The organism is Chlorogloeopsis sp. ULAP02, assembly GCF_038404745.2.
Taxonomy (GTDB): Bacteria; Cyanobacteriota; Cyanobacteriia; order Cyanobacteriales; family Nostocaceae; genus Chlorogloeopsis.
This window is the reverse complement of sequence record NZ_JAYKTT020000053.1, coordinates 102967-116723: the sequence shown is the minus strand read 5'-3', so window position 1 is coordinate 116723 and position 13757 is coordinate 102967. Positions and strand designations below refer to the sequence as shown.

General features: G+C 39.0%; 16 protein-coding genes and 1 riboswitch. Of the genes, 8 read left to right on the top strand and 8 right to left on the bottom strand.

Annotation, left to right across the window (positions count from 1 at the left end; genetic code table 11):
• Positions 1–212 precede the first annotated feature (212 nt).
• The 3 genes from hypB to U2718_RS18600 are packed head-to-tail and all read right to left on the bottom strand — an operon-like array spanning position 213 to position 2463.
• Entirely contained in the window at positions 213–923 is a 711-nt protein-coding gene (gene hypB, locus U2718_RS18610; RefSeq protein ID WP_342000148.1) for a hydrogenase nickel incorporation protein HypB, read from the bottom strand.
• Complete coding sequence (gene hypA / locus U2718_RS18605) at positions 907–1269, bottom strand: hydrogenase maturation nickel metallochaperone HypA (RefSeq protein WP_342000147.1); 363 nt, start codon at positions 1267–1269, stop codon at positions 907–909. The genes hypB and hypA overlap by 17 nt, the downstream gene beginning before the upstream one ends.
• A 3-nt stretch (positions 1270–1272) precedes the next feature.
• Positions 1273–2463 (bottom strand): agmatinase family protein, encoded by a 1191-nt coding sequence (locus tag U2718_RS18600; RefSeq protein WP_016873026.1) that lies wholly within the window; start codon positions 2461–2463, stop codon positions 1273–1275.
• Between the two features lie 82 nt (positions 2464–2545).
• Positions 2546–2657: riboswitch (guanidine-I (ykkC/yxkD leader) on the bottom strand.
• Between the two features lie 326 nt (positions 2658–2983).
• On the opposite strand from U2718_RS18600, the gene U2718_RS18595 reads away from it, so the two are divergent.
• Positions 2984–3220 (top strand): hypothetical protein, encoded by a 237-nt coding sequence (locus tag U2718_RS18595; RefSeq protein ID WP_342000146.1) that lies wholly within the window; start codon positions 2984–2986, stop codon positions 3218–3220.
• Between the two features lie 104 nt (positions 3221–3324).
• A complete protein-coding gene (locus U2718_RS18590) occupies positions 3325–3810 on the top strand; it encodes a GNAT family N-acetyltransferase (protein WP_411813324.1) in 486 nt (161 codons plus the stop codon).
• 67 nt (positions 3811–3877) lie between these two features.
• Here the strand turns inward: U2718_RS18590 and U2718_RS18585 are convergent, their stop codons facing one another.
• Both U2718_RS18585 and larC read right to left on the bottom strand, forming a co-directional pair.
• Complete coding sequence (locus U2718_RS18585) at positions 3878–4492, bottom strand: class I SAM-dependent methyltransferase (RefSeq protein WP_342000144.1); 615 nt, start codon at positions 4490–4492, stop codon at positions 3878–3880.
• A gap of 280 nt (positions 4493–4772) precedes the next feature.
• Positions 4773–6134 (bottom strand): nickel pincer cofactor biosynthesis protein LarC, encoded by a 1362-nt coding sequence (gene larC, locus U2718_RS18580; protein WP_342000143.1) that lies wholly within the window; start codon positions 6132–6134, stop codon positions 4773–4775.
• A gap of 195 nt (positions 6135–6329) precedes the next feature.
• Between larC and U2718_RS18575 the strand changes: the two genes are divergently transcribed.
• Complete coding sequence (locus U2718_RS18575) at positions 6330–6989, top strand: L-threonylcarbamoyladenylate synthase (protein WP_342000141.1); 660 nt, start codon at positions 6330–6332, stop codon at positions 6987–6989.
• Positions 6990–7027: 38 nt separating this feature from the next.
• Here the strand turns inward: U2718_RS18575 and U2718_RS18570 are convergent, their stop codons facing one another.
• Complete coding sequence (locus tag U2718_RS18570) at positions 7028–7156, bottom strand: hypothetical protein (protein WP_342000139.1); 129 nt, start codon at positions 7154–7156, stop codon at positions 7028–7030.
• A gap of 188 nt (positions 7157–7344) precedes the next feature.
• Between U2718_RS18570 and U2718_RS18565 the strand changes: the two genes are divergently transcribed.
• On the top strand, positions 7345–8553 hold the full coding sequence (locus U2718_RS18565) for a HetZ-related protein (protein ID WP_342000137.1): 1209 nt from the start codon (positions 7345–7347) through the stop codon (positions 8551–8553).
• Between the two features lie 295 nt (positions 8554–8848).
• Positions 8849–9361 carry a PD-(D/E)XK nuclease superfamily protein gene (locus tag U2718_RS18560; protein ID WP_342000135.1) on the top strand — a complete coding sequence of 171 codons (513 nt, stop codon included), beginning with the start codon at positions 8849–8851 and terminating at the stop codon, positions 9359–9361.
• Here the strand turns inward: U2718_RS18560 and U2718_RS18555 are convergent.
• Positions 9355–10197 (bottom strand): DNA adenine methylase, encoded by an 843-nt coding sequence (locus U2718_RS18555; protein WP_342000133.1) that lies wholly within the window; start codon positions 10195–10197, stop codon positions 9355–9357. The two genes, U2718_RS18560 and U2718_RS18555, sit on opposite strands and share 7 nt — an antisense overlap.
• 157 nt (positions 10198–10354) lie before the next feature.
• On the opposite strand from U2718_RS18555, the gene U2718_RS18550 reads away from it, so the two are divergent.
• From U2718_RS18550 to U2718_RS18540, 3 genes are all read left to right on the top strand, one after another.
• The gene (locus U2718_RS18550) at positions 10355–10561 is read left to right on the top strand and encodes a DUF751 family protein (RefSeq protein WP_289788438.1); all 207 of its coding nucleotides are present in this window, start codon (positions 10355–10357) and stop codon (positions 10559–10561) included.
• A gap of 641 nt (positions 10562–11202) precedes the next feature.
• Positions 11203–11622 carry a 30S ribosome-binding factor RbfA gene (gene rbfA, locus U2718_RS18545; protein ID WP_342000131.1) on the top strand — a complete coding sequence of 140 codons (420 nt, stop codon included), beginning with the start codon at positions 11203–11205 and terminating at the stop codon, positions 11620–11622.
• Between the two features lie 968 nt (positions 11623–12590).
• Positions 12591–12827: a DUF4327 family protein gene (locus U2718_RS18540; protein WP_289788435.1), complete on the top strand. Its 237-nt coding sequence runs from the start codon at positions 12591–12593 to the stop codon at positions 12825–12827.
• Positions 12828–13243: 416 nt separating this feature from the next.
• Here the strand turns inward: U2718_RS18540 and U2718_RS18535 are convergent, their stop codons facing one another.
• Entirely contained in the window at positions 13244–13597 is a 354-nt protein-coding gene (locus U2718_RS18535) for a hypothetical protein (RefSeq protein WP_342000129.1), read from the bottom strand.
• Positions 13598–13757: the final 160 nt, after the last annotated feature.

Genomic DNA, 13757 nt, shown 5'->3' with positions numbered 1-13757 from the left:
GCTGAACGGAAGCCGCTAGCTAACGCAACGCCTGACGGCGAACGCGTCTACCGTGTCTATGTGGTTCGTTATTCTGCTAAAAGTTTAATGCGTTACTAAGCTATGAAAACTATAGTTTTTAACCAACCACGAAGCACACAAAGAGCACAAAGAAAGGAAAGAAAAGATTTGAGATACGAATTAGAAATGATGGGTAAATTACGTAAGTTATACTAACTTTTAGCTAGCAGGTGTAAAGCACAATCTTGCTGTGGTTGTGATGTTTGCGATCGCACCCAATCAAACCAAGCTTCTAATCCTTCACCAGTTTTGGCAGAAACAGGAATAATCGTCACATCAGGATTCATTTGCCGAACATTTGCTTCAATCTGGCTAATATCAACATCTAAATAAGGAGCCAAATCGATTTTAGTAATTAAAAGACAATCCGCTTCTTGAAACATAATCGGATACTTGAGCGGTTTATCTTCACCTTCAGTCACACTTAATAAAGCAATTTTGGCGTGTTCTCCAACTTCAAACTCGGCTGGACAAACTAAATTACCAACATTTTCTACCAATACTAAATCAAATTCATTAGGGTTATACTCGTGTTCAAATCGATAAATTCCACCTGCTACCATTTTGGAATCCAAATGACAAGAACGCCCCGTATTAATTGCAATCACAGGAACACCATATTTCCGCAGGCGTTCTGCGTCTAAATCGGTTGTCATATCCCCTTCAATCACAGCAATTTTTAACTCATCACTCAAAGTTGCTAGGGTACGCTCTAATAGTGCTGTTTTGCCAGCACCGGGACTACTCATGATATTGAAACAAGTAATTCCCCATTCATCAAAATGCGATCGGTTATGATCGGCTCCTTGTTGATTGGCATGGAGCAAATTAATTCCTAATGCCGCGTCAAATGTTTGATGCATAATCGTACTCAATTTTGTCAATTTTCAATTCTCTACCTGAGCGAATATCATCCATTGGAGAATGACAATCAGGACAGGCGTATTGCAAACCGATTTGAGGTGAATATTCTTGTTGGCAACGATGACAAAAGGCAATTAGTGGAGTTTCTTGAATTACTAGTTTTACACCTTCTAAAAAGGTGTTGCGCGTTTGGACTTCAAAAGCAAATTGCAAACTAGCAGGTTCAACACAAGTAAACTTGCCAACAATTAAATGAATATGGGAAATGTGAGGCTGTTTTGGTTGAGATTCCCACCAATCTTTTACTGTTAAAATTAGCGCTTTTGTCATGTCTGTTTCGTGCACAATTCACCTCCATTCTTCAACTAATTGCGGTTGGGCTTCTGGGTGAATATATGCAGGTTTTTCTTGACGCGGTAACTGTCCGGATACAACTAAATGTGCCATAGTATCACAAATCACTCGCGTCGCCATTAATGATGTCATATCGCTAATATCGTAGGGCGGCGACACTTCTACAACTTCCAGTCCGCACACAGGCGCATTTTGGACAATTTTACCCAATAAATACAGCGCTTCACGCGGTAATAACCCACCAGGTTCCGGCCAACCCGTGCCAGGAACGAAGCCAGCATCAATGCAGTCAATATCGAAACTGATGTAAACGCAGTCTGTACCGTCTAATGCTCTTTCTAAAGCAAAATTGACGGCTGCATCTAGCCCCATTTCTGTGATATCTGTGACTGTTAAGATATTTGTGGCTCTTTCTCGACAAACTTTGACGCCTTGTCGCGGTACTTGCCAGCCACCAATTCCCAATTGCACTAGGTTTTTCGCCGGAGCATTTTTGATATTTGTGGCATGGAACCAGGGACAAGTATGCATTCTTTCATCCAAGTCTGTTTCCTGGGTATCAACGTGGCGATCAAAGTGAATAATTCCTACTTTTTTATCGCCTAAATGACGACAAACTCCCCGAACTGTAGGAAAACCAATCGAGTGATCGCCTCCCAAAATGATGGGGAATGCACCGGAACTAAAAATGTGGGCAATGCCTTTGGAAATCTGATCGAAGGATTTTTCATTATTGGCGGGAATAGTGAAAATATCACCGACATCACACAGAGTAATCTGCTCGCGCAAATCCACGCCCAATTCAAAGTTATAAGGAGTATATAATGCCGAAATGCGGCGGATGCCTTGAGGGCCAAAACGCGTCCCCGGTCGATAAGTTGTGCCAGAATCGTGGGGTACGCCGACAATTGCAACGTCGTATTCACCAACTTTGCGCACATCTTCTAAATAAGGTGCTTTTAAAAAAGTATTAATTCCGGCAAAGTGGGGAAGTTCACCACGAGAAAAAGTTGGAATTGAGCGATCGCGTATACTTTCTGCTGCTTCTAATCCAAATTCTAATCCTTTAGAAACTTCCTGCTGCCAGCCTGTAAGCGGTAAATTTGCTTCTTTTTCCAATGCCCGACTTGCTTGTGAAGGTGGCCGGAAATGAGAATTGGAGTTATTAGAAGATTGCTCAGTCATATTCGGGAAAAAGAATTTTCAAAATTTACAAGGCAAAAACTGTAGCCCGGGCAAGTCATAACAGTTTAAGATTCTGCTATGTACCTCCCGGGCTTTTTTCCCGCCGTGTAGCCAGTTTTTGTGAAACTGGGTGCCTCTCTTGGACCAGTCGTTTAACTTTGGAGTGCTAAACCGGAACCCTAGAAGCTATTTGTATTTACCCGATTACTAAGTAGTTTTTGGGTGATTATTTTTATAATCAGTCTTTATAAATATCAAAAAGCTTTCCACTAAAAAGTATCAATACTTACAAAATTTCTGAAAATGCTTTGTACAAAAGGATGACATTGTTAGAATTTTAGATAAAGATTTATTAAGCTATGGCATGGTTAATTAATATAGCAATCCTAAATCATTTATGAAAAATTTCTGTTCCCTGTTTCCTGTCCCCTGTCCCCTTGATTGTATGCTAGACCACTGTTCATCCTGTGAATTTATGTCAGCGTTATAGAGATGATCTAATCTCCGAAAGGAGAAAAATGTGGTCAAGGTTAAAGTTTTAGTCAAGACGAAAGACACAGTTGATGTCAAGGTCAAGGTTGTAGTTAAAGGTGTTGTTAGGGTAAAAGTTCGCGTTCTGGTTAACCAAAAAGTTGGTGTTAAAGTCAAAGTTGAAGTCTGCAATCTGCAAAAGTCTGATACTCTAACGAATGAGGAGAACAGAGGGCGATCGCTTGAAAAATTACCAATGAGTGCAGACGAGGCTTTTTGGGGATGAGTGTAGTTGTTCATTGATTGCTTGTAGTATTGCTCGAATAATATTTGCAGCTATTTGTTTCTAGAAGCAATCAAAAGAAAGCCTCTCAAACACAGTCATTGCTCATGAGGTTTATCAGCACGATGATTAAACATAACAACAACTTATCCCTTCCAAATGCTTGTATTCTCCGCAAAGCAACCTCTGCTGATATTTGGTTAATTCGCAAGTTAGTGCTGTCAGCAAAATTAGATCCTACGCAAATACGTTGGCAACAATTTTGGGTGATTGAATGTGAGGGAAAAGTAGTAGCGTGTGGACAGCTACGTAACTTTACTGATGCTCAAGAACTTGGTAGTTTGGTTGTAGCACCAGCTTGGCAGAGACGTGGTTTGGGCAGTTATCTGACGCATCATCTGATTAACTCTGCCACTCAACCACTGTATTTAGAATGTCTGGGCAAAAGATTAGCAAAGTTTTACAGTCAATTTGGCTTTGTACCTGTTTCTTGGGGAGATTTACCGCGATCGCTTCAACGTAAGTTCAGAATATCTGAATTAGGAAGAAAGGTGGGTATTGTTCCTGTGGTGTTTATGCAGCATAGAGAATAGGGGATAGGAGATAGGGAACAGGAAACAGGGAATAGGGAATAGTAAAAACTGTCACCTGTTACCTTTATCAGATGGGTTTAGTAAAAATTGTAAGTAAAACAGGGCCAAGTAAATAATGGTGAGTCACACATTTAAGCCCGCAAGCAGAACCTAAAAGCTCGCGGTTGTTTTTGTTGTAGAATCTAATGCCACTAGTAGTCATTAGCCTAGAAAAAGGTTCTGCTTGACTTGAGTAGCTGAAGTCAACTAAGTAGAAGCTTCCATCTTCTTTGAGTACCCGCGCCACTTCAGCAAAAACCTGTTTTGGTTCGGGGTAATGCAAGAAACTTATAGTATTGAAAACAGCATCAAACTGCCCATCAGCAAAGGGAAGAGATTCGGCTTTGCCTTCAATGTAAATTAAACGCGGATGGTGGCGGTTACTGCGTCGTGCAACCCGCAACATCTGGGTGGATAGATCTAATCCTGTACCGTGCAAGTCTGGGAAGCGATCTGCTAACCGATTGAGCAGGCGTCCAGTACCGCAGCCCAAATCGAGTACATTTGCCTGAGGTGGTAAATTAATATATTCCAGCAGCCGCTTGTGGATAGCTTGATAAAATACTGAAGGAAATAGCCAGTCGTAGCTTGCTGCCCAGCGGTCAAATAGTTGTTTTTTGTTACGAAAAAAGTCTAGAGTCATAAGTTTTCAGGACAGACAATTATAAAATTACTGTAGGGTGTGTTAAGCGCATATTTTAATGTGATTTGTTATGAAAATTTTCTGTCGAGCGCTGAACGCACCGCCAACAATATGTGTGGTGCGTTGGCTAAAGCCGTAACACACCCTACTCAAGATTGACTTTATAAATCAACTCTAATAACTTTAATGTAATTCAGCTCTTCTGACTTGAAAGAAGGTGTAAGTGTAGGGGGAAAAAGCTTTTTCATGCTTGCTGATCTACGTAGCTCATAAAATCTACTTAACTCTTTTGTAAATACCAATTCTGTAGCGCTATCCTCTGAATTTCACGCCAAGAAATCTGATGTTTTCTTGCTAATTCTGCACAATCTTCGTATTCTGGTTGTATATTATTTAAAATTCTTTGTTCTGCTTGTTGTGTCCATGCTACTTTGACACGCACCACACCATATTCTGTTTCTACTAATTGAATTTCTCGCTCTAGAATTGCCCGTTGTTGAGTTAAGCGCCTGATTCCTAAAGTAGTAGTTTCACGGAATAAAACGGCTTCACAATTAGATAAATTTTCTGGATGACAAATTACAGTTAGCAAAATCCCTGGACGAGATTTTTTCATGCCTATAGATTGAGTAAAAACATCCACCGCCCCAGCTGTAAATAATGCTTCAAATACATAACCGATCGCTTGGGGACTTAAATCATCTATTTGGGTTTCTAGTACCGAGATAGTTTCTAATGTTGGATTGATGTTGGTAGTGTGTGATCTATCTGTTGGGCTTAGAGGTAATGTATCTATTTGATCGTTTCCCCTAACCCTGCTCTCTATTCCCCGTTTCCTGTTCCCTGTTACGTGTTCATGCCTAACTGCTTCGCCCAACCACAGACGTAATATATTAGGAATTGGTAAATTCAAAGAACCTGCTCCCAGTCCGACTTTTTTGATCATCATGGGGGGTGGCGAACCAAAGTTTTGAGCTAAAGTAGTGGCGATCGCTGCTCCTGTAGGTGTGACTAGTTCCCGTTCTATACCGTTACTATAAACTGGACAGCCACGCATTTCCCACAACTTCAACACTGCTGGCACTGGTACAGGCATCTGTCCGTGGGCTGCACGCACCGTTCCTCCACCAGTCGGGAATGCGGAGCAATAAAGTGAGGGCAATCCTTGTTCATTAGTGTCAATGCCTAACCAATCTAACCCTAAGCAAGTACCAACAATGTCTACAATTGCATCAACTGCACCTACCTCATGAAAGTGAACTTTTTCTGGAGCAATACCATGCACTGCTCCCTCTGCAATTGCTAATTGCCGAAAAACAGCCAAACTCCAAGTCTGTGCTCTTTCTGGCAACCCAGCTTTGAGAATCATCTCTTCAATTTCGCCCAAGTGACGGTGGTGAGGATGATGGTGCTGATGACTGTGTTGGCGATCGCTATTATTTAATAAATCTACATGAACTTTTGTTGCCTGTTGTCCATTATGCAAGACAAGTTCTGCCCATAACTTATATTCATGCGCAATTCCTAAACCATTGAGCTTTTCTATTAAAAATTCCAAAGGAACACCCAGACTTACCAATGTTCCCAGGCACATATCACCGGAAATACCTGTTGGACATTGAAGATAAGCAAGCTTACTCATACACAATAAAATAGTTTTAGTAGTTAGTAGGTAGTAGTTAGTAGGTAGGAGCAGGTTTTGTTGATTATGTGAACGGTGAAAACCGATAATTTATCTTCTAAACCCACCCATACAGTAGTTGATAATTAGTAATCATTATTTTCTTTTCCATTACCCGTTCCCTCTTCTCCACTAACCACTATCCACACCAAAGTTATGGCAAAAATTATCTCAGTTCATCCTGATAATCCCCAAACTCGCCGAATAGAAGAAATTAAGGCGGCACTCTGTGATGGCGCACTCATGCTCTATCCTACTGATACAGTTTATGCGATCGGCTGCGATCTAAATGCGAAGTCGGCAGTAGAAAGAGTACGTAACATCAAGCAACTAGCTAATGATAAACCACTAACGTTTTTGTGCTCCTCCCTTTCTAATGTGGCGACTTATGCGGTTGTTAGCGATAGTGCCTATCGGATTATGAAGCATTTAATTCCAGGCCCATATACCTTTTTACTACCTGCGACTAAGCTCGTGCCACGTCTAGTGCAAAATCCGAAGCGAAAAACTACTGGAATTAGAGTGCCAGATCACAGTGTATGTTTAGCTTTGTTAGCAGCGTTAGAAAATCCGATTATTTCGACTTCTGCCCATTTGCCACCAGATGAGACGGGTAATGGAATTGTAGGCATGGAAACAGAAGCTGTGGTGTCGCGGGTGGAGTTGTTTGATCGCTTAGACAAGTTGGTTGATGTGATTGTAGACACTGGCGAGGAACCAAGCTATGAAGTGTCTACGATTTTAGACTTAACAAGAGATGAACCAAATATCCTCAGGCAGGGTTTAGGTTGGGAAAAAGCGGCTATTTGGGTATAAGATTATAACTCCACAAGTTAGCCATCTAATTTCGGAAATTAAACAGAAAAGCACTCCAGTTTGACAATCGTCATACTTGCAAGCCAAGAAGCAATGATGACAAAGATGTAGTTAAATGTTGCTAGGACAAGGGTTGTGACTACTTGGGAATGAGAGCGAGTATCCATGGGTTATCCCTTGCCAGGATGCTTCTAGAAAAACCGACACATAGCTTTTCCTGGAACTAGAGGAAATTTCTTACATTCTTAAATATCAGCAGAAACAGCGATCGCTCTTGAGCAATGCAGATCGAGAGATTTACGCTTGCATCTGTTCCTGTGAATGCTTAGGTGCAAAAACCACTGCCATAATAGACATGAAACTCACTACTGCCTTTGATCATCACTTAAATAGTGCCAAATCCTCCTTCACCGATACAGATACTTTCAGTGAATTATTGTGTAAAGAAATACAAACACAAGTAAAAGCAGCGCCCAGCTGCGTAAAAGCTGTAGCAAAGCGTATAGCTACAGAAGTAGAACGCATTTGCGAAAAAAGCCACCGCATTCAAATCTCCGGACAAATCTATTCTTGGCAAGTTACTTTAGCACGCTATCGTTGGCAAAAATGCCTGCGTTATTATCAACTCGGTTCTAAACAAGGGCGTGTGGAATTACATAGCTGTCTAGGTGCTATGGTTTATCGCCACATTTCCATTTTTGGTTCTGAGGCTGGATTTAGCGTTCGTTACAGCCTAGTTGAAGATTTTCTGCAAGCATTCTATATCGAAGCTATTAAGGCTTTTCGGCGGGAAAATGAATTGCCTGAAGACTATACCCCACGCACTCAACTACAACTAGCTGAATACATAGCGTTCACCGAACAGTATGCCAAGCGTCGCATTAATTTACATAGTGGAGCAAATCAGCAATTGATAATATTGCGTGCTCAAACTTTTGCCCGTCGCCAGCCTCAAGAAATCAGTGTTGATTTTGAAATGGCTATAGAATCTGCCAAAACTGAAGAAGCTGAATCGTATCTGCGTCACTCGGCTGTACAACAATTGCGATCGCAAATGATTGCCCCACAAACTTTCGATCTCACTGAAGATAGTGAGCGCGATCGCGTGATTTCTGAATTGGTAAAATATTTAGAATCTCAAGGTCAACATGACTGTGTAGACTATTTGGTATTAAAGCTCCAAGACCTTTCTCCACTAGAAATTGACCAAATTCTCGGTTTAACTAACCGCCAACGCGATTATCTGCAACAGCGTTTTAAGTACCATATAGAAAAGTTTGCTCGTACCCACCAATGGCAGTTAGTTCATCAGTGGTTGGGTATCAGTTTAGAACAAAAGTTGGGACTTTCTTCAGAGCAGTGGAAACATTTTTGGAATCAACTTTCTGTCACCCAAAGACAAATCTTAGAACTGAAAATTGCCAAACTCAACGAACAAGCGATCGCCAAAGTTCTCAAATGTACTCCCAAACAAGTACAAAAACGCTGGACTCAAATTTTAGAACTGGCATGGGAAATCCGCAACACTACTACTAAAGTTCAGATTAATTCACGTTTTAGTTAATTTTATTGCCATCACCCTATCATTAATTTCACTTTTGATAGCTTTTGCTAATACAAATGTATTCAAAGATAATATAAATGTACCAGTTTAACGGTTATAATCACTCACCTAAATTTCACTTTTCCTCAGGTAAGCAGTTGCACATTTAATTATGAAGTTGTTATACCACAATAGAAAAAAAGTTTTTTGCTTTCTGCCGTCTGCCCTCTGCCTTCTTACTGATTCCCAATTGAAAATTCATATTAAGTAACTGACTCTTTAGTGCTACTTCCGTGAAATCCTAGAAGAAGTGCGGATGGCAGCTAAAGGAATTCAGATGATTAGAACTCAAGGCGCACGAGCTAATAAGTCTGGTGAAATCTTAGAAAGTCATGTAGAAACCACATTAAGAGCACATGGATATTTTCAAGTTTGTTCTCATGTTCCTAAAAAGCAGAGGCGAGAATTTATTCTAACTTCTACTTTATTACCAAAACGCTATGCCAAACAGGTTTATATAGGAACTGGTATTTATCAAACAGATATTTATGTTGATTTTTATATTTTTGGTTTACCAGCAATGCCATCTGGATTAATTATTGAGTGTAAATGGCAAGAAAGTGAAGGTTCTGTAGATGAGAAGTTTCCTTACTTAAACTTAAATATTCAATATTCATATCCAGCACCAACTATCATTGTTATTGGTGGTGAAGGTATGAGGGAAGGTGCTGTTGAATGGCTAAAAGAAAGAGAAACTGATAACAACAATTTATTAGCAGTTCATAGTTTAGATAGATTTATTGCTTGGGCGAACAAGTATCTTCAATAAGATGTTATTAATAACTCATAAATTATGCCACGTTTTTTTGTATTCGAGTTAATAGAGCGTGCTGCTTCTATACGATGTATATTAAAACCTATTTTTGTGTAGATTTTTTTGATAAATTCACTATCAGAGTTACATACCATCACTTTTACACCACGATTCGCTAATTCTGCACAGGTATCTCTAAGACGTTCTTGGTCTTTTTCACTAAAACAATTGCGACTATAAGCTGTGAAATAGCTAGTATTACTGATTGGATGATAAGGTGGATCGAAAAATACAAAATCATCATTACTTATAGCACAATGTAGTACATCTGCAAAATCTGCTTGATTAATTTTAGATGTAGCAAGAGTGTTGGAAGCTACACGCAGCAAATCTTCTTGACAGATTTTAGGATTATCGTATTTACCTAAAGGAACATTAAATTGACCTTGAGAATTCACTCGATAAAGTCCATTAAAACAAGTTTTATTTAAATAAATAAACCGAGCAGCTTGCTCCAAAGCATTGTGAGTGGGATTAGCTCTAATGTAATAGTAATAATCTCGATTATGTTGACGTTGATGCTCTTGGAGTATAATAATTAGTTCTTCAACCTTTTCCTGGACACAACGATAAGTAGTAATTAATTCTGCGTTAATATCAGTTAAAATAGCTGGAGTGGGCTGAATATATTGAAGATAAAAGAAAACTGCACCACCACCCAAAAATGGCTCATAATAATTATTGTAACTTTTGGGAAAATAGGGAATATATTGGGGAATTAATTTACTTTTACCTCCAGCCCATTTTAAAAATGGACGGGGTAAAATCTGCTTTGTTAGTTGACTTAACATTTAACTAAAACTAAGCTACTAAATATATAAATGAGAGGCTGGTGACACATATTTTATATCAATTTCCTAATTTCTCAACTGCTACGATTAGATTACAATTGAATTAATCTGGCAGAATAAATAAACGTACAGTAGATAATAAGCGGTTTTAAACCAGATGTTTGATGGATTTTGGGATAATGTATTTCGCTACCAACGCTACTTCGTTACTACTCTGTTGGGTGCTTTGTTAAGCTTACTTGCTCCATTAGCACCGTTATTGAAACGTCCTGTGACCTTAGTTGCCCTTTTGGGGTTAATTGTAGGCGGACTAGTCTTTATTAGTCTCACCTTACGTGCAATGCTAGGCTTAAGTACAATCTAGACTCAAGCAAAACCCCAATGGCTATTTTCTTAGCTCCTCATCGTAGAGGGGCTATTGTTCACAAAGCTCATAATGAAAACCTCTCCTCCCCAATGTCTAAACTTTATATCCCTTAACCCTTATTTTTAGGTGAATTAGAGGTTGATGCCTCCAGTAAATAGCGTCAATCATCCAAAAACATCATGATATAGTCTGCCTGGTCGAAAATATGTTAAAAAACAGTGTTAGTTAAAGTTTGAGTTGAAATTTCGCTAGCGCCCTAGAGCCGAAAATATTTTTATAAGGGAGTAAAAAATTTTTTCCTTCAATGCAGTAAAGCTGATTTGAGCAAGCTGCAACAATAGAACTCAGTTAGACTGGAAAGTGGCTGCATCAAATGCAGAAAATGCCAGAGAAATCAGTATGATAAGAGAGTTGTAGTTATTCTACTTAACTACGACTGTGATTAGCGCGAACTACAACTAAGTAGGATGTGTCCTAGCAGTTAAGCTTTTGGAAAGTGTATCAACACTAAAAAGCCAACGTTCATGACGTGCTGCATACAATAAACCTGTCTTCGGCAGGTTTAAAATCAAAAACTCCACAGCTTATGGTTGTGGCAAAGTCAAATAGTACAACCTCTGTAAGGAGGCATGGTTTTTATGGCTACAAGTCGCCGTGTTTCCCGCGTTGCCGAGTTAATTAAACGGGAAGTTAGCCAAATGTTACTCAACGGAATTAAAGATGATCGTGTGGGTACTGGCATGGTGAGCGTTACTGATGTCGATGTTTCTGGTGATTTACAACACGCCAAAATTTATGTATCAATCTATGGCACAGAAGAAGCCAAAGCAGAAACAATGGCAGGCTTAAAGTCGGCGACAGGTTATGTTCGTAGTGAACTTGGCGCACGGGTACGCCTGCGTCGCACACCAGAAGTAGTTTTTATTGAGGATCGTTCTATAGAACGTGGTAACAAGGTATTGTCGCTATTGAACCAAATTCAACGAGAGCGTCAACTAGAAAATCAAGATGAACATGAAGATAACAGCACTTATGAGGATGATGAATTCGCCCAATAAGTAACTTCAACAACAATTAACTCTACCAAATCAGCCACAGTGGTGACAGACGCGATATTATCGCGTCTGTTTCAATATGACTTAATATCTAGTATCCACTACATGGAGTAAGCGGCTGGTTTTTATGTAAATTCTTTATACCGCATAATTGCCTAAATTTTTAACATGGAGCTAGTAGGGAAAGAAATAGTCTTTGAAGGAAATAGTAAAGAATATGATTTAAACAAAACTTAACAATTGAAGTACAAGTAGTACACTCAACATCGATTGGGATTTGTAAACTCTTATAATGCTATATTATGATACCTATAAAAACAGTAATTATACGAGTTGCGAGATGACAGATACAATTCAAGGTTAGAATTTCCCAATCAGCTTTGCAACTAATATGGAGGTATATCGCTTTTTTTTAAATTCTCATGATTTCCTAGAGAATTAAAACTAGGCAGCATTGCCAGACTTCATGAGTTGCTTAAGTCTTTATTTAAGAAATTGTTAACGAATAAGTTTCTACAAGCCTAAGTGTTGTATTGTAGCCTCTATGACTTGCAGTACTTTATACCATTGAAACCACGAGATATTTATTTAGTGTTTTCTTATAGACAGGTATCCGCAGTTCAAGGAAGTACTTTGTGTACTTCCTGGGTATGTCACCCATGTTTATTCTGAAGACTAGGCTGAGGGTAGTTAATGCTTGGTTTGTTCCCAAACCAAGTTAGGCTACACAACGATATTAGCTATCGAGCAGCTATTCTGTCTTATTGTTTGATAGACTTAAAACAAAATGTCAGGATTTTTTGATATTCTTAATATTTATTTACATATTTTGAGGATATGTAGCGTCAAAATGAAAATAGTTCCGTATACCAAATTACAAATTGTCAGCGATAGTCCTGTTGCTTCCTATGTTTGTTCCTGATCATTATTTTTGGAAACGTCATCTACGTATAAATTTGTGAGCAAAGATCATGAGTGTGAATACGGTGCCTTCTATTAGCTATTACTCTTTGGATATAATTCAAGATGAAGCACGACGGCTAGTGCAAAAAGGAGTGGTAAGCAGACAACAGCCAATATATACACTATGTCAATACATCCCCGCACGGGAGTGGGTATGTATCGAGTGTGAATTAGAAAAGTGTGACTTTTTATTACGTGATCGGATTGGCGATCTGATTGGTCGGGAAGAATGGGATAACGACTAATGAATTGACGATTTGAGATTTTGGATTGGGAATATATTTATTTAGATGTATTGAATGTGACAACAAAAATTCAATATGCAATCTCATGGATAATCTCTGCTTTTAATCAATTTTTCCCGATCTGAAATCTTTAGATACTCTATTTTTTAGGTTGTCAGGCGTGTTGCAATTGTTTGTACGCCAATTTTTGGAATTTACTTGCATAGGGGCTGAAGTTCTTTTTTTGACTAAGTTTATTGATTTTGCCGGAGTAGTTTAAAGTTGGTAACTGCTCCGGTAATTTTTTATTCTGGCTCATGGTGGGTTATTTGTACTTGGAATGCTTGATTTTGAAGTGTTTAAATGATTTTTGTGCCATAACCCACGCTCCAGCCTTCACAAATTGGTTCTCAGTAACCAACGATAAATAATCAGCATTACCCCGCTTGCTCTAAATAAAAGTTAACATCTTCTATCACGCGAGTTAGTTCAGCTTCTGTACTTAAGCGAATTCTATCGTCACGGACAGTAAGTAGAACTTTTGCTGCAAAAGGAGTCGCCCAGATATTAGGATTACAGAAAATCTCTAAAAACACTTCTCCTGTATAACGATATTCTATCGGCCGCTGCGGAATAACTTTATTGCTGCCAGAGCTGGTTTTTGTTGCAACAGCTTTAAGACTATTCATTAATTGATCTAGGGCTACTTTTAATTCTTGTGCTGCTTGGGGTGAAAAGCTAAAGGAGACAGATCCCTCTACTAGGTTCAATGTCAGGTTACTTGCGGACATGAGCTAGGTGTTAAAGTATTTTGGTACAAATACCATTTTCCTGGTGATAGGTCATAAATTGCCGTTTTTCTTATCTATTGCAACAATAAACTTAGGATAATGTTTTGAGTTGTAGCAAGACAAAATTATTACAGTATAAGAGTTTTATATATTTTTTTAG

What these genes read in the sequence shown, in the direction of transcription:
- larC (WP_342000143.1), bottom strand. Translation starts at nt 6,134, where the DNA reads ATGAGTAAGCTTGCTTATCTTCAATGTCCAACAGGTATTTCCGGTGAT.
- U2718_RS18600 (WP_016873026.1), bottom strand. Translation starts at nt 2,463, where the DNA reads ATGACTGAGCAATCTTCTAATAACTCCAATTCTCATTTCCGGCCACCT.
- hypB (WP_342000148.1), bottom strand. Translation starts at nt 923, where the DNA reads ATGCATCAAACATTTGACGCGGCATTAGGAATTAATTTGCTCCATGCC.
- U2718_RS18590 (WP_411813324.1), top strand. Translation starts at nt 3,325, where the DNA reads ATGAGGTTTATCAGCACGATGATTAAACATAACAACAACTTATCCCTT.
- rbfA (WP_342000131.1), top strand. Translation starts at nt 11,203, where the DNA reads ATGGCTACAAGTCGCCGTGTTTCCCGCGTTGCCGAGTTAATTAAACGG.
- U2718_RS18550 (WP_289788438.1), top strand. Translation starts at nt 10,355, where the DNA reads ATGTTTGATGGATTTTGGGATAATGTATTTCGCTACCAACGCTACTTC.
- U2718_RS18570 (WP_342000139.1), bottom strand. Translation starts at nt 7,156, where the DNA reads ATGGATACTCGCTCTCATTCCCAAGTAGTCACAACCCTTGTCCTAGCA.
- U2718_RS18560 (WP_342000135.1), top strand. Translation starts at nt 8,849, where the DNA reads ATGGCAGCTAAAGGAATTCAGATGATTAGAACTCAAGGCGCACGAGCT.
- U2718_RS18540 (WP_289788435.1), top strand. Translation starts at nt 12,591, where the DNA reads ATGAGTGTGAATACGGTGCCTTCTATTAGCTATTACTCTTTGGATATA.
- U2718_RS18555 (WP_342000133.1), bottom strand. Translation starts at nt 10,197, where the DNA reads ATGTTAAGTCAACTAACAAAGCAGATTTTACCCCGTCCATTTTTAAAA.
- U2718_RS18535 (WP_342000129.1), bottom strand. Translation starts at nt 13,597, where the DNA reads ATGTCCGCAAGTAACCTGACATTGAACCTAGTAGAGGGATCTGTCTCC.
- U2718_RS18565 (WP_342000137.1), top strand. Translation starts at nt 7,345, where the DNA reads ATGAAACTCACTACTGCCTTTGATCATCACTTAAATAGTGCCAAATCC.
- U2718_RS18585 (WP_342000144.1), bottom strand. Translation starts at nt 4,492, where the DNA reads ATGACTCTAGACTTTTTTCGTAACAAAAAACAACTATTTGACCGCTGG.
- U2718_RS18575 (WP_342000141.1), top strand. Translation starts at nt 6,330, where the DNA reads ATGGCAAAAATTATCTCAGTTCATCCTGATAATCCCCAAACTCGCCGA.